This is a genomic window from Mucilaginibacter aquaedulcis (assembly GCF_030409325.1).
Classification (GTDB): Bacteria; Bacteroidota; Bacteroidia; order Sphingobacteriales; family Sphingobacteriaceae; genus Mucilaginibacter; species Mucilaginibacter aquaedulcis.
Genome location: NZ_JAUFPR010000004.1, coordinates 952,078 through 971,582 on the forward strand (window position 1 = coordinate 952,078; position 19,505 = coordinate 971,582).

General features: G+C 44.9%; 22 protein-coding genes and 1 pseudogene. 16 read left to right on the forward strand and 7 right to left on the reverse strand.

From position 1 onward, the window contains the following. Window positions 1–81 precede the first annotated feature (81 nt). Window positions 82–1,182 (reverse strand): transaldolase, encoded by a 1,101-nt coding sequence (gene tal, locus QWZ01_RS22510; RefSeq protein WP_290327359.1) that lies wholly within the window; start codon window positions 1,180–1,182, stop codon window positions 82–84. A gap of 1,098 nt (window positions 1,183–2,280) precedes the next feature. On the opposite strand from tal, the gene QWZ01_RS22515 reads away from it, so the two are divergent. The 9 genes from QWZ01_RS22515 to QWZ01_RS22555 all read left to right on the forward strand — a co-directional run bounded on the left by QWZ01_RS22515 (window position 2,281) and on the right by QWZ01_RS22555 (window position 11,419). Further along, window positions 2,281–3,342 (forward strand): fatty acid desaturase, encoded by a 1,062-nt coding sequence (locus QWZ01_RS22515; RefSeq protein WP_290327360.1) that lies wholly within the window; start codon window positions 2,281–2,283, stop codon window positions 3,340–3,342. Between the two features lie 65 nt (window positions 3,343–3,407). Continuing rightward, window positions 3,408–3,929: a DUF892 family protein gene (locus QWZ01_RS22520; protein ID WP_290327362.1), complete on the forward strand. Its 522-nt coding sequence runs from the start codon at window positions 3,408–3,410 to the stop codon at window positions 3,927–3,929. 22 nt (window positions 3,930–3,951) lie between these two features. Beyond that, window positions 3,952–4,323 carry a single-stranded DNA-binding protein gene (locus tag QWZ01_RS22525; RefSeq protein ID WP_290327365.1) on the forward strand — a complete coding sequence of 124 codons (372 nt, stop codon included), beginning with the start codon at window positions 3,952–3,954 and terminating at the stop codon, window positions 4,321–4,323. A gap of 4 nt (window positions 4,324–4,327) precedes the next feature. Continuing rightward, a complete protein-coding gene (locus QWZ01_RS22530) occupies window positions 4,328–5,362 on the forward strand; it encodes a chemotaxis protein CheB (RefSeq protein ID WP_290327367.1) in 1,035 nt (344 codons plus the stop codon). A gap of 78 nt (window positions 5,363–5,440) precedes the next feature. Next, the gene (locus tag QWZ01_RS22535) at window positions 5,441–8,398 is read left to right on the forward strand and encodes a CheR family methyltransferase (protein WP_290327369.1); all 2,958 of its coding nucleotides are present in this window, start codon (window positions 5,441–5,443) and stop codon (window positions 8,396–8,398) included. Further along, complete coding sequence (locus QWZ01_RS22540; protein WP_290327371.1) at window positions 8,376–9,944, forward strand: PAS domain-containing sensor histidine kinase; 1,569 nt, start codon at window positions 8,376–8,378, stop codon at window positions 9,942–9,944. The genes QWZ01_RS22535 and QWZ01_RS22540 overlap by 23 nt, the downstream gene beginning before the upstream one ends. 5 nt (window positions 9,945–9,949) lie before the next feature. After that, window positions 9,950–10,609, forward strand: a complete 660-nt coding sequence (locus QWZ01_RS22545; RefSeq protein WP_290327373.1) for a response regulator transcription factor — start codon at window positions 9,950–9,952, stop codon at window positions 10,607–10,609. A gap of 100 nt (window positions 10,610–10,709) precedes the next feature. Continuing rightward, entirely contained in the window at window positions 10,710–10,985 is a 276-nt protein-coding gene (locus QWZ01_RS22550) for a hypothetical protein (RefSeq protein ID WP_290327375.1), read from the forward strand. Window positions 10,986–11,005: 20 nt separating this feature from the next. After that, entirely contained in the window at window positions 11,006–11,419 is a 414-nt protein-coding gene (locus tag QWZ01_RS22555; protein ID WP_290327376.1) for a response regulator transcription factor, read from the forward strand. A gap of 225 nt (window positions 11,420–11,644) precedes the next feature. On the opposite strand, the gene QWZ01_RS22560 is transcribed toward QWZ01_RS22555, so the two are convergent. Beyond that, window positions 11,645–12,007, reverse strand: coding sequence for a response regulator (locus QWZ01_RS22560; protein ID WP_290327377.1), 363 nt, complete (start codon window positions 12,005–12,007; stop codon window positions 11,645–11,647). A 702-nt stretch (window positions 12,008–12,709) separates the two neighbouring features. On the opposite strand from QWZ01_RS22560, the gene QWZ01_RS22565 reads away from it, so the two are divergent. Next, entirely contained in the window at window positions 12,710–12,961 is a 252-nt protein-coding gene (locus QWZ01_RS22565) for a hypothetical protein (protein WP_290327379.1), read from the forward strand. 236 nt (window positions 12,962–13,197) lie between these two features. Then, window positions 13,198–13,791: a DUF4142 domain-containing protein gene (locus QWZ01_RS22570; protein ID WP_290327380.1), complete on the forward strand. Its 594-nt coding sequence runs from the start codon at window positions 13,198–13,200 to the stop codon at window positions 13,789–13,791. Window positions 13,792–14,199: 408 nt separating this feature from the next. On the opposite strand, the gene QWZ01_RS22575 is transcribed toward QWZ01_RS22570, so the two are convergent. The 3 genes and pseudogenes from QWZ01_RS22575 to QWZ01_RS22580 all read right to left on the reverse strand — a co-directional run bounded on the left by QWZ01_RS22575 (window position 14,200) and on the right by QWZ01_RS22580 (window position 14,830). Then, the gene (locus QWZ01_RS22575) at window positions 14,200–14,445 is read right to left on the reverse strand and encodes a hypothetical protein (RefSeq protein WP_290327382.1); all 246 of its coding nucleotides are present in this window, start codon (window positions 14,443–14,445) and stop codon (window positions 14,200–14,202) included. A 9-nt stretch (window positions 14,446–14,454) separates the two neighbouring features. Continuing rightward, a pseudogene (locus QWZ01_RS26055) lies at window positions 14,455–14,520 on the reverse strand (hypothetical protein); the annotation flags it as partial. Next, on the reverse strand, window positions 14,492–14,830 hold the full coding sequence (locus QWZ01_RS22580) for an alcohol dehydrogenase catalytic domain-containing protein (protein ID WP_353959429.1): 339 nt from the start codon (window positions 14,828–14,830) through the stop codon (window positions 14,492–14,494). The pseudogene QWZ01_RS26055 and the gene QWZ01_RS22580, both read right to left, overlap by 29 nt. Window positions 14,831–14,940: 110 nt before the next feature. Between QWZ01_RS22580 and QWZ01_RS22585 the strand changes: the two genes are divergently transcribed. From QWZ01_RS22585 to QWZ01_RS22595, 3 genes are all read left to right on the forward strand, one after another. Beyond that, on the forward strand, window positions 14,941–15,324 hold the full coding sequence (locus tag QWZ01_RS22585; RefSeq protein WP_290327383.1) for a hypothetical protein: 384 nt from the start codon (window positions 14,941–14,943) through the stop codon (window positions 15,322–15,324). A 39-nt stretch (window positions 15,325–15,363) separates the two neighbouring features. Further along, complete coding sequence (locus QWZ01_RS22590) at window positions 15,364–15,840, forward strand: helix-turn-helix domain-containing protein (protein WP_290327385.1); 477 nt, start codon at window positions 15,364–15,366, stop codon at window positions 15,838–15,840. A gap of 300 nt (window positions 15,841–16,140) precedes the next feature. After that, a complete protein-coding gene (locus tag QWZ01_RS22595) occupies window positions 16,141–16,866 on the forward strand; it encodes an NAD(P)-dependent alcohol dehydrogenase (protein WP_353959430.1) in 726 nt (241 codons plus the stop codon). A gap of 23 nt (window positions 16,867–16,889) precedes the next feature. Here the strand turns inward: QWZ01_RS22595 and QWZ01_RS22600 are convergent, their stop codons facing one another. Next, the gene (locus QWZ01_RS22600) at window positions 16,890–17,987 is read right to left on the reverse strand and encodes an SDR family NAD(P)-dependent oxidoreductase (RefSeq protein ID WP_290327387.1); all 1,098 of its coding nucleotides are present in this window, start codon (window positions 17,985–17,987) and stop codon (window positions 16,890–16,892) included. 85 nt (window positions 17,988–18,072) lie between these two features. Continuing rightward, the gene (locus tag QWZ01_RS22605) at window positions 18,073–18,603 is read right to left on the reverse strand and encodes a Crp/Fnr family transcriptional regulator (RefSeq protein WP_290327390.1); all 531 of its coding nucleotides are present in this window, start codon (window positions 18,601–18,603) and stop codon (window positions 18,073–18,075) included. Window positions 18,604–18,714: 111 nt separating this feature from the next. Between QWZ01_RS22605 and QWZ01_RS22610 the strand changes: the two genes are divergently transcribed. Together QWZ01_RS22610 and QWZ01_RS22615 are read left to right on the forward strand one after the other, a co-directional pair. Continuing rightward, on the forward strand, window positions 18,715–19,206 hold the full coding sequence (locus QWZ01_RS22610) for a ferritin-like domain-containing protein (RefSeq protein WP_290327392.1): 492 nt from the start codon (window positions 18,715–18,717) through the stop codon (window positions 19,204–19,206). A 113-nt stretch (window positions 19,207–19,319) separates the two neighbouring features. Then, complete coding sequence (locus QWZ01_RS22615; protein WP_290327394.1) at window positions 19,320–19,493, forward strand: hypothetical protein; 174 nt, start codon at window positions 19,320–19,322, stop codon at window positions 19,491–19,493. The last annotated feature ends 12 nt before the right edge of the window (window positions 19,494–19,505 follow it).

The following is a 19,505-nucleotide window of genomic DNA, read 5'->3' on the forward strand; positions in this document are numbered from 1 at the left end:
TAGTGGTTAATGATTGAATTAGATGGGGAAAGGCTGAGTAAACTGAATTGCTTTGGAGTCGCAACCAAAATCTACTTGCGTTTAGGGCATGATTTTATCCGTTATTGATAAAAGCAATTTCTGATATGGGGCTTTGAATTTCTCGATCCCTTCTTGCTCTAACTGTAGAGCAATCTCCTCCATTTCGATACCTTCCTGCGCAAGTCGCTCCAGATTACGGATCGCTTTTTCCGGATTATTTTCCAGTCCTGCCTGCAACTGACCATGATCCCGGAAAGCTTCCAGAGTACTCAGAGGCACGGTATTGACCGTCCCTGGCCCGATAAGTTCTTCGATATAGCGGGTATCCCGGTAAGCAGGGTTTTTATTGCCGGTACTCGCCCACAGCAATCGTTGAGGCTTGGCTCCCGAATCTGCGAGCACTTGCCAGCGCGAGCTGCTAAATATCCGTTGGTAGAGTGCAAAGGCAGCTTTTGCTGAAGAAATAGCTACCTGTCCTTTTAATTCCGGAAGGTTCTTTTCTTCGAGTATCGGATCTACCAGCAGATCGATCCTGCTAAGGAAAAAGCTCGCGACTGAGGCCACCCGGGTAATTTCTTGTCCTGCCGCAAGCCGTTGCTCCAATCCTTCTATATACGCAAATGCAACTGCTTCGTATTGTTTAAGTCCGAAAATCAAGGTAACGTTGATATTGATCCCCTCGCTGATGGCCGTAGTAATTGATTTAAGGCAAGGCCGGGTACCGGGAATCTTGATCATCACGTTTTTACGATCGACCTCCAACCAGAGAGCCCTGGCCTGTTCGGTTGTCTTCCGCTCATCCAGTGCATATAGTGGCGATACCTCCAGGCTGACGTAGCCGTCCGCTCCATTTACCTGCTCGTTATACAGTGGTTCAAAAAGGTCAGCTGCATTTTGGATATCACGGACTGCCAGTTTGTAAAATATTTCTTCCGGATCTGAGGTCACTGTAATATTGCTCAGGATATCGGTATCGTAGTCGGAGCTGGAACTGATCGCCTGCTCAAAGATCGCGGGGTTGGAGGTGACACCACGTACGCCATCTTCGTCGATAAGTTTTTGCAGATTTCCGGAACGCATGATGTCCCGGTCAATAAAATCCAGCCAGATGCTTTGTTTAAAATCCTCATGTATCTGTTTTACCTTGTTGATTGTAGTCATGTTATTTAAATAAATTCAGCCGGATCAGCCGGCACTGTTATTATCTTGCAAACCGCCGCAAGCACATTTTCTTGTGTCTTGGGTATGCTTAACGGAAACATGGCCTCCTAAAAGTTCACTATTCCTCCTTCGGCCTATGGCAAACAAATGTTCATCCACTTTTTTGTGTGATTAGTAGTAAAGCGGCCAGTTAGAGGGCTTCTGTAAACTACGCGTAAATTTGTTACGCGCCTGCTATCAAAATATCTTGATAGTGATTGAATAATCAGCGTATAGCAGCTGATCCTAAAATCTGTGCAGCAACATTGAAGTTCCATCCGCCCGTCGATTACCTGAAAAGATGGTGACATATGATGGACGGCGCAAACCTGTTGTTTTAGTCTATCCTGGAAGGTTATTAAATTTTCCATAGCGGGTAATGTTAGATGTGAATTAAGACCTCCTCCCACTCGCTGTTCGGAGGTCTTTTGAATTAAACGATATGCTTTGACCCAAGAAAGTCCAGCTAAAAAACAAGCCCGGAACATGCAATTCCGGGATTGTATGAATTGACGAACAGGCTACCATTGCACTCGCTGCGCTGATACCTAAATAAACTGTAGTGTAAAAAGCCTGTAGTAAAAGTAAAGAGTTGATAAAGTACAGGCAGGGTATTATTACTCTTTAAATGGTGAACAATTACTTTGTTTTTGGCGGAATATAGCGCAACCCCAATGCGCTTTTGCTGTGCCATTTTTTATAGTTTTATAATTTCCGAATTAATAGGGAAACACCGAAATACAGCATGTATAGGTCGATATCGGATGCCCGTTCTGCCGATAGATGACGTTCAACGAACTTCGGTTAATCATCCAGCCGGAAAGCGATGCAAACGCTAAATATTAATCAGCTCACCTAATGCTCTTGGATAAAGGCTGCCGCAAGCCTGCTCAATAGGCCAACAAGCGTTTGGGTAAAGTTGCACTATTTGTAGGGTAATACCTGCAGGATGCGAATAGTTTGCTTCGATCACAAGTCGAGTATTTGACCACTACTGGGAGGTGTTTTTCCGCACGAAGTGTAAAATCCTAAACACGAACTTTAAGCCGGCAGGTAAATATGCCGCTGGCCATCATTTATAAAAAAGAAATGCCATTTTTAGATTATGTTTTGCAAAAGCCATCATATGGCTGGAAAGATGATGCGGGAGTGCTCATCAAGCCCACTACGATTAAGATTCTAAAGGAATTCTTCTCCCGGCTAAATGTGATAAAATCACGAAAAAATTGGCTTTCCGTATTCAGCTGGTTAAAAGTTTTTTGCCTTTCCGGATTTTTTGTATTGTTTATTATTTTTTACTTAAGCTGGTGGACAGCGCTTGCGGCATTTGTCTACGGAATGATCATTATGGGTACCCACGGCACCATTTGGCATCATCGTTACTGTACACATGGAGCCTATAAATTCCGGAATAGTTTTTGGCGCTTTGTTACACAAAACCTAACCATCAATGTAATCCCGGAGGAAATATATGCTATATCCCATCATGTCCATCATTCCAAATCAGACCAGCCAGGCGACCCCTATAATGCACAAGCCGGCTTTCTCTACTGTTTTTTGGCTGATGTCAATCACCAGCCTATCGCTAAGGATTTAACTCAAGTCGATTATGAAAGAGTGAAATCATTGATGGCCCATACCGGCATAAAAGCCAATACCTATTCTCAGTATTTACGCTGGGGATCCTATGTCAACCCTTACCGCGCGCTATTGTCCTGGATACTAAACTGGAGTTTTTGGTATGGCACATTTTATTTGCTCGGCGGACATGCACTCGCAGTCAGTTTATTCGGAGCCGCGGGATTCTGGGCTGTCGGTGTCAGGACTTTTAATTACGATGGTCACGCCAAAGGCCAGGATAAACAAAAAGAAGGCACTGATTATAACAAAAATGATAAATCAATAAATCAGCTCTGGCCTGGAATAGTTGCAGGGGAATGGCACAACAATCACCATTTATATCCCAAAAGCGCACGAAGTGGTTTCAAACCTTACCAGGTAGACCTTGCCTGGTATTTTATTAAAATGATGCACTGGTTCGGCGCGATTACTCAATATAAAGACAACAAGAAACAATTCTACGAGCGGTATTACTTGCCCCATAAAAATGCTGAAAACTAACTGGAACGAACAGCAGTGAACAAACCAGGGAGCTACCCCAAAAAACAATCTGAATCTACGAATAAATGAAAAATCATGCACAAATACGGAGCACCTCTTTTCCAGTTTTGAAAGGAGAACAACTCGATGTTTTTTTTATATATCACCTCAACCGGATCTTCTGCGCAAAATCGCACTTGCACGAACGATTACCGGAACTGGCGCTTCAGGCAGATTTTCAAAACTTGAAATATGCTATTATAGAAACCTGGGAAGATATTGGCAAACAAATCGCAAGGATCGAAAATATGTTTATTTTGCTAAAATCCACACCTTCTCTTAATGACTGCGACGACCTGATCAATTTTTTGGAATCCGGGTTTTCTGCCATCCATTTTAAAAAGGAGAACACAGCTTTAGCGGATTTTTCAATCTTATATTACATGTCCATTATTGAGAGCGTAGAACTGGGTTCTTTCAAGCTGCTGGAAATGGCAGCCATTAAATTACCTGATGATTCGATCAAGCAATTATTGAAGGAATGTTTTGACGAATCAAAAGCTGACCGCAGGCTTTTCCTGGAAATTGCGGCACAATATCTCCATTAACTATAAGACTCTAAATAATATTATGTCAGGAATAAATAAAGTCATGTTGGTGGGTCATATAGGAAAAAACCCTAACCTTCGTTATTTAGAAGATCATGTCGCGGTCACCAGTTTTGAATTGGTTACTGCGGAAACTGTGGTAAAAAACGGGATTAAATCAGAGCATTTCGAATGGCACCATGTCGTCATGTGGCGTACAATGGCAGAACAAGCCGCATTGAAGCTAAAAAAAGGCAGATTGGTTTGCGTGGAGGGAAGGCTTCAGACCCGGTCATTTGAAGATAAAGCCGGTGTTAAAAAACACATCACCGAAATAGTAGCGCAGCATTTCCGCGTATTAGGTAAGGATAGGGATACCCAAAAGGGGCAAAATAGGCCTGACAACCTGGCGTAAGGGCATGGCAAATAAGGACAAACCCACAGGTTTTAACTCCAAGTCCGGCAAGATCGTTGTCGTTGGGACATCTGCCGGAGGAATGAGTGCAGCAATTAAACTTTTACAACAATTACCGGCAGCATTTCCAGCCCCGGTGCTTATGGTTCAGCATATTTCGGGCGATGCAACCGGTAACGCACTGCTGGACGCGTTAAATAAAAATTGCAGCCTCAAGTGCATACATGCCGTAAACGGCGGCCAGCTTGAAAAGGGAGTGGTTTATTTGGCACCCTCCGATCACCACCTGATGGTGGCTAAAAGCGGGCGAGTGCTGGTCACCAAGGGTGCACAGGAAAACCGCTCCCGCCCAGCTATCGATCCCTTATTCCGTTCAGCGGCAGTGGCTTTCGGCAACCGGGTAACGGGCATCATCCTGACAGGTTACCTGGACGACGGAACCGCGGGACTAATAGCCATCGATAGATGTGGTGGTGATTGTATTATCCAGAACCCCCACGACGCCGAATATCCGGACATGCCGCAAAATGCGTTAAACCAGGTTAAAAAGTGCTATTGTCTGCCCATAGCTGAGATGGGAGGCCTACTGACTGCCTTAATGAGCGCCCCCCGTAAAAGGCAGATCAAAATACCTAAAGATATTGTGCTTGAGGTCAGCATAGCAGAACGTGTCCTGAGTGATATTTCCGCGGTGAATGCGCTGGGCACACAAGTTCCGTTTAACTGTCCGGGTTGCGGCGGAGTTTTGTGGGAAATTAAAAAAGGGCCTTTTTTACGTTACCGCTGCCATACGGGACATGCTTATACCGCGTCTTCGTTACTTGCAGAACAAACCAATAAAATAGAAGAAACAATGTGGGTTGCACTGCGCATGTTCGAGGAAAGGCGAAACCTGCTAACTACGCTTGGCAAAAAGAGCACAGGAGCTGCGGCGCGTTCTGCACATGAGCGGGCGACTATGTCGCAGAGACATATTGACCGGATCAGAGCGATTTTATTATCCGACGATAAAGCGACTCAGGGCGATTCACCGGCGTAAACTGTTTTGATTGTTCCTGCAGATTGCAAGCGAATATAGCTACCTTTAACCTGAAAAAAGTAAACCAGTCCATCGATAATGGCCACATCAAAAGCAGCGATCCGGCCCGAAATAGCCGTTAATAGAAACCAGGATGACAGTGAAAAGAAAGCTAAAGCCTTTTCTTTTCCAATCATTGCCATTGGTGGCTCCGCGGGCTCTTTTAGCGCTTATGAAAAGTTTTTCTCCCAGATGCCACCTGACAGCGGCATGGCCATCGTGATCATTATGCATCTGGACCCGCTTCATAAAAGCCAGCTGGTCGAAGTAATGCAGCGATACACCGCTATACCTTTAATCGAAGCTGCCGATGGAATGGACGTTGAGCCCGATCACGTTTATATTATCCCTGCCAATAAGGATATGGGTATCCACAAACGGAAACTCCTGTTACTTGCAGCATCAAAGCCACATGGCATCCGGCAGCCCATCGATTATTTTTTTGAAAGCCTGGCTAATGATCAGTGGAGCCAGGCGATAGCCATCGTATTATCCGGAATGGGCGCGGACGGGGAAACCGGTATGCGGATGATCAAAGAGAATCTCGGGCTAACTGTAGTACAAGACCCTGATACAGCAGACTATGACAGCATGCCCCTGGCTGCTATCGGGACAAACCTGATCGATTACGTTCTTCCGCCTGAGGCCATGCCCTTAAAGATCATTCAATATTTGAAGCACCCGGCTATTGCAGAAGAAGGAAATGACGAAACGAAAAGTACGGCCAGGAATATCAATGCGCTTCAAAAGATACTGATGCTGTTACGCGCGCATACCGGCCATGATTTTTCTCTATATAAAAAGAGTACCATCAGCCGCAGAATTGACCGGCGGGTCGCCTATTACCAGTTCAGTGATTACGCGCGGTATGCGGCCTATTTAAGTGATAACCCGGAGGAAATTACCACACTGTTCAATGAACTGCTGATCGGGGTAACCAAATTTTTCAGGGACGCTGCCGCTTTTGAGTCGCTCAAAAATAGCATTAATGATATAATCCGAAGGAAACGCGCAGCCGAGCCGATCCGGATCTGGATTGCCGGTTGTTCAACAGGGGAAGAGGCCTATTCGGTCGCCATGCTCGTGATGGAATCGGTCAATGAACAGAAACAAAAACTCATTCCCAAGATTCAGATCTACGCGACCGATCTGGATACCCCGGCACTGGAGCATGCCCGCTCAGGGCTCTATCATGAGAATATCGCGGCTGACATAAGCCCCCAACGTTTGAAACAATTTTTTTTTCGCGAAGAAGATCGGTACCGCGTGAAAAAAGAGTTGCGGGACATGATCGTATTCGCGCAGCAGAATCTAATCAAAGATCCCCCATTTATTAAGCTTGACCTGGTATGCTGCCGGAATATGCTCATTTATTTTACGCCTGAACTGCAAAAAAAGATCATCCCACTGTTTTATTATGCCCTTAATCCTGACGGGATCATGTTTATGGGGCCGGCAGAGACAATTGGTGGCTTTACCGATCTATTCAGATCAGCCGATGCAAAATGGAAAATATTCCGCAGGCTCGAAGGCAAGGTCACGGTGGGTAATATCCTTGATTTCCCGTTCCATTCCGTTAAACAACCTTCCGCACACTTAATACAAGATGAAATAATTATGCCCAAACAAAAACGTCCGGTTACCGAACTTTTTAATAAGGTACTGATCGAAAAGTTTCTTCCTCCATCCGTTTTAGTAAACGAGCGGGGCGACATACTCTATAATAACGGAAATACCGGTAAGTACCTGGAACTACCCCGCGGGGAAACCGTCGTTAATAATATCCTAAAATTGGCCCGGGAAGAGCTTAAATATGCAATCTCCACTACCATGCACCAGGCTCTCCAGGGCGATGAGATCATTATCGCCGAGAACGTCTCGTTCAAAGATGATAAAATAATCAGGGTCGTTAACATCAAATCTACGTTAGTGCAGGAAACCGGCATGCCGCCTCTTATTTTAGTCGTATTTGAAGATCAAGGTTCGATCATAAAACATAAAAAAGGCGCGATACAACCGGACATCGCCGATAGTGATGCCCTAAAGGAAATGAAAAAGGAGTTGGTCTACACCAAACAGCGTCTAATCACCACGGTGGAAGAGATGGAAAGTTCGATTGAAAAGTTGAGGATGAGTAACGAGGAGCTCCAAAGTACAAATGAAGAATTACAAAGTACCAATGAAGAATCGCTGACTACTAAAGAAGAAATGCAGTCGCTCAACGAGGAATTGATGACCGTGAACAGCCAGTATCAGTCTAAAGCAGAGGAGTTAACCAGGCTCAATAATGATATGAAAAATCTGCTGGACGCGACTGAAGTCTGCACGCTTTTTTTGGATAATGAGCTGAACATTGTGCGTTACACGCCCAAGGTGCGGCATCTTTTTAACCTGATCACAAGCGACATCGGCAGGCCAATCAGTCATGTGGTTTCTAATTTTGACCAGCCGGTTGATGTCAAGGAAATCAGGGAAGTGATCGATACCCTGACGATTAAGACTTCAGATATCCGGACAACCGCTAACGAATGGTACCGGATGCGGATCATGCCTTACCGAACCTTAGACAATTATATCGCCGGTGTAGTAATCACCCTCACACCCATTACGGACTATAAGCAAATGCAATCCACCCTTGCGGTGCTTAAAGACTATTCGGCCTCTATACTGGATGAAATCCCGCAAGCCACGTTGCAACTGGATAAAACGCTGTTCATTAACGGGGCGAACACTGCGGCCCTAACGCTATTTGGCCTGTCGGAAAAAGAAGTTGTTGGATTTAAGGCAAATGAATTCCTCAAACAAAAATGGAAGACAGGAGTACCTGCGGAAATCTTAAAACAATCTTTAGTCGAACGCAGGGAAGTCTCAGCAATTATTACAATTAAGGGAAAACCAGCCAAAACATTACAATTGCAAGCTATCCCATTCTTTGAGCAAACGGATACTACTCCATTACTTATTCTGAAGATATATGAAAGTCAGGTTGCAACTTAAAGATTTAAAAGCCAGTAATAAAACAATTTCCCCCAGGGAGCCGGGGTTGCAAAAATTACTGGAAGAACTCCATCTGCACCAGGCAGAGCTGGAGATGCAAAATGACGAACTCCGTATCGCAAACGAAAAACTGGAGCTGCAACAGCTCAAATTTTCCGGAATTTATGACCTGGCTCCTATAGGCTATTTTATTCTCGATAGCAAAGGATTGATTAACGAAGTCAATAATGCCGGCATTGCGCTACTGGAAACCGGCAGAGGAAACATTATCGGCAGCATGCTGCAAGCGTTCGTTGCAGAGGATAACCGGGATGGTTATCACCTATTCTACCGGCAGCTATTAAACAGCGGAATAAAGCAAAGCTGCCAGATCAGAATGAGATCCACAAAAGGTACTGATATTTATGTCCAGATGGAAGGCATCGCCATTAGGCCTATGCGCACCATGCCGCTGCAATGCGATATCGCCGTGATTGACATCACGGAACGTGTACAAGCCGAAAAAGTCCTGGCCAAAACAAAAGAGCGATTGGAATTGGCGCTGGAAGCGTCATCCTCTGGCACCTGGGAGCTTGAACTGGATACCATGAAATTTTACCTTGACGAATTTAATTACCAGACATGTGCGATCCCGGGCGGGGAATTCGATGGTCGTTACCAGACCTTTATTGGATTGATCCATCCGGATGACCGGGCCGGTGTTGACCAGCAATTCAGGGTTGCGCTCAATAATCAGAAACCTATAGATATCGTTTGCAGGTTCCATAACCAAAGCGGTGCTATTTGCTTTGCCAGTATCCGGGGCCACGTAATCCTGGAAACCGGCCAGCCCAGCAGGTTCGTAGGTATAATGATGGACATTACCGCAAAAAGGTTATTAGAGGAAGAGTCGGCATTAGTCAGGCACGAACAGCAGCGCAATATCGCGCTGGCAACCATTCATGCCGAAGAAAACGAACGGGCACGGATCAGCGAGGCACTGCATGATAGTGTTAGTCAGCTATTGTACGGCATCAGGATCAAGCTGGGTACGGTCTTAGATGCCGATGATCCGGCAACTGTTTTGCGGGAAATTTACAAGCTGCTGGACATGGCCGTCCAGGAAACGCGCAACATCTCCTTCGAACTTGCCCCGGCTATTTTGAGCGACTTCGGTTTAAAGGCAACCATAGAAGAGATGGCTAAGCGGCTTTCCACTCCAGGGATGCTAATCAAAACCAAGCTGAACAGGCTGACCGGAAGACTAAGTTTGCAGCTCGAAGCAAATATTTTTCGCATCTTACAAGAATTGCTGAACAATGCCCTGAAACATTCAAAGGCAAGTCTAATTGTTTTGGAAGTCAAAAGAAATAGCTCATCTATAGATATAATGGTCTCGGATAATGGCAAAGGATTTGATTCAGTAAAACCAGAGGATGTAGCATCTGGTTCGGGACTGACTAGTATCAGGAACCGGCTCAGTTTATACGGTGGCTGCCTTGAAATCAATTCTGAACCCGGCACAGGTACTAAAGTAAAGATTCAGTTGGAGATTACACCAAATTAACTCATATGAAACAGTCCATCGTTCATATCATTTTAGCAGATGACCACCTGATTGTAAGGGGCGGCATCAAAGCCATGCTGGAAAAGGAAAAATCCTTTCAGGTAACAGGTGAGGCTGGCAACGGCGCTGAGGTACTTGACCTACTGGAGCAAGGCACGGAGGCTGATATTATCCTGGTTGATATGAACATGCCGGTTATGGGCGGAATTGAACTGACTGAGCGATTAAAGCGAGATTATCCAGACATCAGGGTTATTATTTTAAGCGCGTTGGATACCGAAAAATACGTGATCAAAGCATTTAAATCAGGGGCATGGGGCTATTTGCTCAAAAATATCAGTAAACCGGAACTGATATTTTCCATTTGCTATACCTTCGAATATGGTCAGTACGTATGCGCTGAATTATCCGGTCGGTTTTTGAAAAGACTAATGGCCATCCCTGAGACAGCTATCAATTATGATGCCCAGGACATGGAATTTTCTGACCTGGATGTTGAGATCCTTACCTTGCTTTCAGAAGGATTTACCAACCAGGAAGTCGCGGATAAACTTTTTACCAGCAAACGCACCATTGAAAATCACCGTCAGCAGCTGATCGACCGAACCGGATCGCGAAACACCATTGCATTGATCCGCTTTGCCATCCTTAACGGGGTGATCTAAACCTTACCACTAAATGGAGTAATAACCACCAGAACACAAGGGTATTATTACCCTAAAGGCTAAAATAATGCCGGGTATCTTTGATCGAGAACCTAAGGCAATGCAAAAAATCTTAACAATCGAACTGCTGGATATCCTGATTAATCAGGGTTACCGGTATTGTCTTTCGCGAACCACTAACATAGTGGGCGAGGATGCTGACATTTGTATCACCCTGATGCCGGTTAAGCGCCGGCCCTTATTAAAAACACTTCCGCAAAAATTTGATACGTATTTTCGTATCGATGCAGAACCCCTTCAAATGGCCAAGGGCGTTGATGAGACCATCATTTTAGTAGACCTGAGTGAAATTTATGCAAACGGTGCGATCAATTGATGATAAAAAAAATCCTCATATTGGACGATGACACTGCCGTACTGGATGTACTGAAGGAGCTTTTGGATTATGAGGGTTTTGAACCTTTTATAGTAGAAGAAACAGATGACCTCATGGGGTTGGTGAGATTGTGTCAACCCTCGCTGATTTTGCTGGATTATGGTCTTCATGGTAAAAATGGGGGTGAATGGTGCGCCCAGTTGAAAAGCAGCCTGGAATTTTCTGCTATCCCTATTATTATCTATACGGCATATTGCAACAAGGGTATTCAAAAAGGTACCTATGGATGTGACGACTTTATCGCCAAGCCATTTGACATCGATGATATGATTTCCCGGATCAACTTATTGATTAAGCCCCTGCCGGAACACGATCATCCGGTATCCAAATATCAATCAGAAGTGGAATTTATCCAAAAAATCAGACAGTTATGATAACTATCCGAATAAAGGAGCCTGGATCTGGCATGATCCAAAAGTTACAGGTGGAACCTGTGCGTAATCTAACGTTTCCTGGATGGGTAGTCCTGATCCCCGGCAAAAAAAATGTGTTGATTTTCTGGAAAGATAATAAGTGGCATGTTATCCCAGAAAGTATCAGTTATTCCTACGCCGAAAAAATAGGAAACAAGCTCAGAGCCCAATCATTGAAAATTCAACCTAATTCAAAAAATTTTTTACCATGATCAGCAACTTATCTAAGTCGAATGGTTTCCGGATGAACCCATTGGCTAGGCAAGCTCTGGCTAAATCCTCAAGATCTCTTTCGGCGGAAATCAGGATCACAGGAATGGTGTCCAATGCAGATTCACTTTTAATATCTTTACAAATTTCAGCTCCATTCTTAAAATAACCAACAATTCTTACATCGAGTAAGATAAGGTCGGGTCGAAGATGTCTAATTTCTTCAGCTGTCCTCCCCGTTTCTAAAAGAACTGTCTCATAACCTTCCTCAAAAAAAATAATACCTATTATAGACAATATATCCATGTCATCATCAATCACCAAAATCCGTTTCACCATTTCTATTTTTATCTATTAATTCCAAGCCATCGTGCAAAAACACTCCATATTTTTGTCGCTTTTCCCTTTGAAGCCCATTCTAATAACACGCAGGTGCCTACTCTTAAAGCTAATATAATGTTTTTACCCTATTATGTTCTGAGGCTGAATACATCTCCATCGCTCTCGAATCGCTCGTACTGCTCAGGAGCATGAGTTATTTTAAAACTTCTTGCCGGTCAATGCGCTAAATGAATAAGCAACTGTCTTCCTTTTCAGAAGATGGTTCAGTGTTGGTCAATAATGTCGCTGCCGGACCCAACAATCCGGAAATGATGATTGTGTTTCTCGCTTTTCTATCTGTCGCGAAGTCCGCCATCCAGGGAGCCGCGATCAAAATGCAATTAACACCTATATCAATGGCCAGGTGATCCTTAAACGGCAATATTTAAATTAACACCCATCTTGCTTTTGTAACAGCACTATAACCTAAGACAATGGCCCCCACCGAACGGGATAAAGCTTTGGCAACTTTATTTTTTTTTAAAATCAACAATTTCAGGGAGTAAGGGCAAAGTCAAAACGAAAGCATAATCTATGAAGCCGTGCGCATTTTTACTTAATGGTTTCCACATGGTTTTTATTTAGGCGATAAATATTTTCTTATAATGATAACAATCTGATTCTGTTTTTGTTAGTAGTAAAACATTATTTAACATCATTATGGAAAATCAAACAAAATCGAAAAGCGAAGGAAAAGTTGCAACCGCAATTGAAGAACAAACAGCTAAGTTGCCCTCAGACCTGTTTTTATGGGCGGCATTAGGGTCAATGGCCGCGTCACTCACGTTAAAAATCCTGGCCAAAAGACACACTGCATTGTTTGTGGGACAATGGGCAGCACCATTTTTATTATTGGGCGTTTATAACAAGCTCGTTAAATTGGAAGGTCACGATCAGGAGGATAAAGACTAATCTCAAGTTACAGTCATTCAAAAATCCAGCAAGATACAAAAGTTCGAAACGGCTATTGCCGGAAGTTAATTATAGGCCGGCGCTATCGATTACAAGATTATAGAAACAGGATCCAACCTTGCTAATACCGTTAAGATTAAAATTCAATTTCTGTTCGTCAAAATAAGGTACTTGTAAATATAACGATTGTAATATGAGGGATTATGACTTGATAACCACTTAGAAAATATTGACATATGAAAACTTACAGACTTGTAATACTGCTTACCTTTGTTGTAATGCTTGCGGCTTGTCATGGGCCAAATAAAGACAGTAAGGAGAAAGCGGATAGCGTTAATAATCAATACGATTCCCTCAATAATAAAAACGCAGGCACGGGGGATCGGGCAATCAGTGGGCCTGATGCGAAGTTCGCCGTCGACGCAGCCAATGGAGGTTTGGAAGAAGTCGAATTGGGAAAACTCGCGCAAGCAAAAGCATTACACGCGCAGGTAAAAAATTTTGGTGCGATGATGGTTAAGGATCATTCGATGGCTAACATGGAATTGAAGGAGCTGGCCAAAAACAAAAGAATTACGCTGCCGGATTCTATTGGTATGGAAGAGCAAGCACTCAAGAAGCAGTTATCCGCCAAATCGGGTGCCGAATTCGACAAGGCTTACGTAGCGGCGATGGTAGAAGACCACAAGAAAGATATAGCAACTTTTGAGGAGGCCCGAAAAAAAGTAAAATACCCCGAAATGACGGCCTTAATCGATAAATCGTTGCCAATGCTCAAAAAACATTTACTGGTTATTGAAGGCATTAGTCAACACATAAATAAACAATAAAATGATTAATATTGATTTTCCATAATCAATAGATCTTCTCAATCTAAAATTTGAGTAAAGTGCATGTGAAATAATACAATGGTCTTGCCGCTTGACAATTTTCGGGCAACAACTTTTTTACTTACTTGTATATTTCCCCGCCATAATGTTTGAATTAGCCTAGACGGGTAGTGCTGCAGTTGATTGAAATATACAGAGTTAGGTATAATATAAGGAGTAATAGCTATGTTTACTTAAACTGTTTGGTTTACATATTGAAACGTGTTTAGCGACCCTATTTGCATTTAGCATCTCAAGTTACAATATATTTTTTCTTCCCAGTTTAAATATTTAGGTTAGCCAAATCTCGCTCAATAGATCGCAACAACATTCTTCTGACCTTTACAAAAGCGTTTCTTTTGATCGCAATCAACATGCCTTTGGATTTAATAACCGGCATTTTTTTTCGATGAATTGAACGGTTCCAGCAGACTGTAGACATCCAGCCAGGTTTACAATGGTAAGTTGTTTGATAACGCCATCATATCTTGCCAATAAGCGCTCAAGTGTTGCAACGTCTGCTTGACAAAACTCTTTTAAACCGCCGATTTTTTTTTCCAGCCCCTTCATCATCTCATCGATATCGACCTGCTTATAAAGATAGGTACTGTTCACTTTATGATAGGGCAACTTCCCGCTCTCCCGCAGGCTGACGATGGTATTACTGGAAACGCCCAGCAAAGCCCGCACATCCTTGTTCGCGATGGCTGCATTTGCCGCAGGAATTGACCAGTGTTCCTATGCCGGCCAGGTCGCCAATTTTAAAATTTTTCACCTGTGCGCCTACCTGACTGATACGGCCAACGATCTCCTGACCAGGCACCATCGGGAAGATTCCGGGGAACCATTCGTTATTGATCTGCGCCAGGTCGGAGTGGCAGACCCCGCAGTATTGAATTTCAATTTGCACATCGTGCGGGCCGACGTCCCTTCGTTCGAAGTTCCAGGGGGCCAGTGTTTCGTTCGCGCTTTGCGCGGCATATCCTTTTGCTGTTATCATAGCACAAAATTAGCGTGGTGGGACGTTTGCAGAATTGCCGCTATCAAAGGAAAAACTGTAAAAATCAAAGAATGATTTCCTGACAGCCGATTAACAGTTAACTTTGAAATATGAATGAATTGCACCAGGATTTGAAAAATGACGCGCGCGTCTGGATGCCGGGCGATATCAGCAAGGATGTCCAGCACTTCAATGTTTTCTACATACACCATAACCGCGACGATAAATTTGACTGTAAGCCTTTCAACCGAAAATCGCTCTATAAGATCAGTTTGCTTAAAGGAAGAACGAGATTGGAGTACGCGGATAAAACCATCGAGTTTGACCGGGCGCTGTTATTTACCAATCCCAATATCCCTTATGCCTGGGAACACCTCGAATCGGAACAGTCGTCTTATTTCTGCGTGTTCACCGAGGAGTTTTTCGATCAGTTCATCGCCATCAAAAGATTACCCGGTATTCAGGCCCGGGGGCATGCCGCTCTTTCAGCTTGATGAAGACCAGTATCGCCTGTTGAGGATATTTTTAAACAGATGCTGGAGGAGATCACCCTGGAATTCAGCTATAAATACGATTCGCTGCGGTCGATGGTATTGCAGCTGATCTTTTCGGCGCTCAAACTCGAACCTGCTGCGTTTCAGCCCTACAAAGATTCCAACGGCCCGCAGCGGATCGTATCCATTTTCAGCGAATTGCTGGAAAGGCAGTTTCCTATCCAAACAACGATGCAGCGTATGGAACTGCGGAACCCTGCAGATTTCGCGGGCCGGTTGTCGGTTCATATCAATCATCTGAACGCCGCCTTAAAAGCTGTAACTGGTAAGACCACTTCTCAGCTGATCGCCACGCGCATTATGCAGGAAGCCCGGAGTCTGCTCCAGCATACCGACTGGAACATCTCCGAGATCGCCTGGAGCCTGGGATTTGACGACCTGCCACATTTCATCAATTTCTTTAAGCGGAACCAGCAGCTCACCCCGAAAGTTTACCGGAAAACAGCCGCTGTTTAAATCCGTCCGGTCAGGCGGCTGCCTAGTTCCGGGAGGCGGATCACGCTGCACTTTCATGAACTGTAGCAACTGATCGACAAAAGGTTTTTACATCCCTGTGATCGTTTCAAAAACCGGGTGGTAGAAATTTGTGGATACCCAACCCATAGCCTATGACCGCAGATGAACTGCTGACCAAAAAAGACCTGGATAATTTCAAGAAAGAATACTGGATATGCTTTCGCCTTTACTGGGTGGCAAGCTGCCTTCCCAGCAAAAATGGCTCAAAAAGAAGGCCTGGAGCAATACTGCAAGGAAGGTGTGATACCGACCTATAATGCCCTGGATAAATTCGGCGATGGCCGGCCGACCTATGGCGGTTACTCGAATACAATCGTTGCTAACGAAGACTTTACGGTACACATCCCCGAAAAACTGAACCTGGCCGCGGCTGCCCCTTTGTTATGTGCAGGTATCACCACTTATTCGCCGCTGAAACACTGGAAGATCGGTAAAGGACATAAAGTAGCTGTATTAGGCTTAGGCGGGCTGGGTCACATGGCCGTTAAATTCGCGGTAGCGCTGGGTGCTGACGTGACCGTTTTAAGCACCTCGCCAAAAAAGGAGACTGATGCCAATAGACTGGGCGCGCAGCACTTCGTAGTGACCAGTGATGCTGCACAAGTAGAGAAAGTTAAAGACAGCTTTGATTGTATTGTGGATACCGTTGCTGCCGAACACGACCTTAACTTTTATTTATCGCTGCTGGGCTTGAACGGTACACTCATCTGCGTGGGCATCCCGGTGGAAGGTATCCACCTCAACGGCCCGCTGGAGGCATTTACATTAATTGGCGGCCGTAAAAGTATCGTCGGTTCGCAATGCGGCAGTATCGCCGAGATCCAGGAAATGCTGGATTTCTGCGCCGAACATGATATCGTCGCCGATATTGAATTGATCGACATCAAAGATATCCACGCCGCCTATGACCGTATGCTGAAGGGTGACGTAAAGTACCGTTTTGTGATCGATATGGCTACGTTGTAGCGTTTAAGATCAGCGACAGCATGTTAAGAGGAGAACAAACCGATGGTTTCCCCGCCGGGAAATCGCAGGTAACAAAAGGAAAACCCGCCAACATCATCCGTTCTTTCCTGCAAAATGATGGCGCCTTTTTCGAATGCCAACGTAATTGCGGTTGGTAGGTCATCAACCGGATAGCTGACCACCGGTGCTTCACTCTTCAGGTACGTCGGCGGCTGTGCAGCCGCGGTCAAGAGTTGCAGGACAATACCCGGTGCCGGTTGCAAAACCGTTAATCCTGGTGCTGTACAAAGTCTGCACACCGGAAAAAGCCCGCGGAGCAGGCTGAACGCAGGTTCCGCGGGATCTTCGCTATACAATGAGATCATCAAATTGATCTTTTCCATTAGATCTGCGCCATACCGCCGTCCACGAACAGATCGATACCGGTGATAAAAGAAGAATCTGAGGAAGCCAGGAACAAAGCCGGGTAAGCGATCTCTTCCGAGGTACCGAAGCGGCCCATCGGCACTTTGTGAAGCTAAACCATCCTGGGCTTCCTGCGGCACGCCGTCGAAGGTCGCGGTAGCAATCGGACCGGGGCTTAATACATTGATACGGATCTTGCGTGATTTCAATTCCAGTGTCCAGGTACGCGCCAGCGAGCGTACGGCGGCTTTACTCGCATTGTAAACGCCCATGCCTTCCATGGCTTTTACGCCGGCAATGGAGCCGGTCATGATGATCGAAGCGCCTTCTACTAATAAGGGCAAAGCTTTTTGTACGGTAAAGATGGTGCCCTTAACATTCACGTCAAATGTTTTGTCGATCACCGCTTCAGTGACTTCGCCGATGGGCACGCCGAAATCTCCTACACCCGCGCTGGCATACAGCACATCGATGCGGCCTTTCTCATTTTTTACAATTTCATATAGGTTATCGAGGTCCTCCGGGTTGGCCGAATCGGCGCGGACACCTCTGACATTGGAACCGATCTCCGCAACGGCGGCATCCAGTAATTCCTGGCGGCGGCCGGTAATGAATACATAGGCGCCTTCGGCTACAAATAATTTGGCGGTAGCTAAAGCCATCCCGCTGGTTGCGCCGGTAATAACGGCGACTTTATTGGCTAATTTCTGTGACATGATATTTTGCTTTTGTTATGAAGCAAAATTGGCTAAATCAAGTCCCTGGAACGATGACCTTTGTTAAGAAAACAATTGACAAATGTCAATGCCTTTTGCCCCGCAGCCGGCTCAGGGTTTCCGGCGCGATCCCTAAATAGGAGGCGATCATGGACTGCGGCACCCGTAAAGCGAATTCCGGGTAACGGTTCACAAAATTATGGTATTTCTCTTCGGCCGTGCTGCTGATCGCCTCGTGAATACGGTTCTGCGAAGTGATAAAACTCTTATTGAGGATGCCATTGATCATTTTGCTAAAGCCCGGCAACTGGTCCATCAGTTGCTCCATTTCAGCCGCGCTCCAAAGCAATACGGTGGAATCTTCGATCGCATCAATATTACACTTACTGGGCTGCCCGGTCAGCAAACTCTCCCAGTCGCTGATCCACCATTCCTGCATCGCAAAACGAATGATGTGTTCATTGCCCTTCTCATCCACCGAATAGGTCCGCAGCAGACCGCTCAAAATAAAACAATGGTCACGGCTGACATCGCCCTCCTGAAGTAAATATTGCTTCTTCCGTAGTTTCTTTACCCGGGAAACCTTTGCTATCGCCGCGAACTCTTCTTCACTCACCTGCGCATGCCGTAAAACATAAGCTTTAAATATGTCGAACACCCTGATCTTTTTGAGCAGAGATAAGATACTGGCGGGCTTATTGTATGCTATTATCCAAACATCAAAATTATGGACAACAACATACAAGCTTCCTCCCTGAAAAACAAGGACGAAGTGATCAGCGACCTGAAGGAATTACTGGAACTGGTGAATGATGGCAAAGAAGGCTATCATACCGCTTCCGAAGCGACCGAATCACCTGAACTGAAAGCCTTATTCAGCAAACTATCCGGCGAGCGCATTGTGTACGCAGCTGAACTGAAAGAACACATTACCGTTCATGGCGGCGAAGCCGACAATGAAAGCGGTGGTATTTTAGGCGGATTGCACCGTACCTGGTTAAGCATCAAAGAAAAATGGAGTGGGAACGATAACAGCTCACTGATCGAAACGATTATCACCGGGGAAAAAGCCGTTATCACTAAATATAATGAACTGATAGCGGATTTTGCCGACCATGCTGACCATATGGAACTGCTAAAAACCCAACGCGAAGGCATACAAGATGCGTTAAACACAATCGAATCTGAAAAAGCCATCTACGGCAAGACAGGTGAGTAAGCCGCCTTTATTTAACCACACATACCGCCTTGTTTTCAGGGCGTTGAATTTTAAAACCGGGGCAATCCCGAATTGTTTAAAAACTAATTAATCAAACAAAACTATAATTTAACATGGCAAAGAAAGGCGCAAAAGTGGAAAGGACTTTCGTATCGGAACAGCCACATGAATTAAAGTATGAAGCAAAAAAGGAAGGCACGACACCTAAAAAGGTAGAGGCCGCCAAAAAGGAGACCGGCAGCAATAAAAGGGCGGCCGTCGAAAAGAAACTCGAAAGTAAAAAATAACCAAAGCCCCGC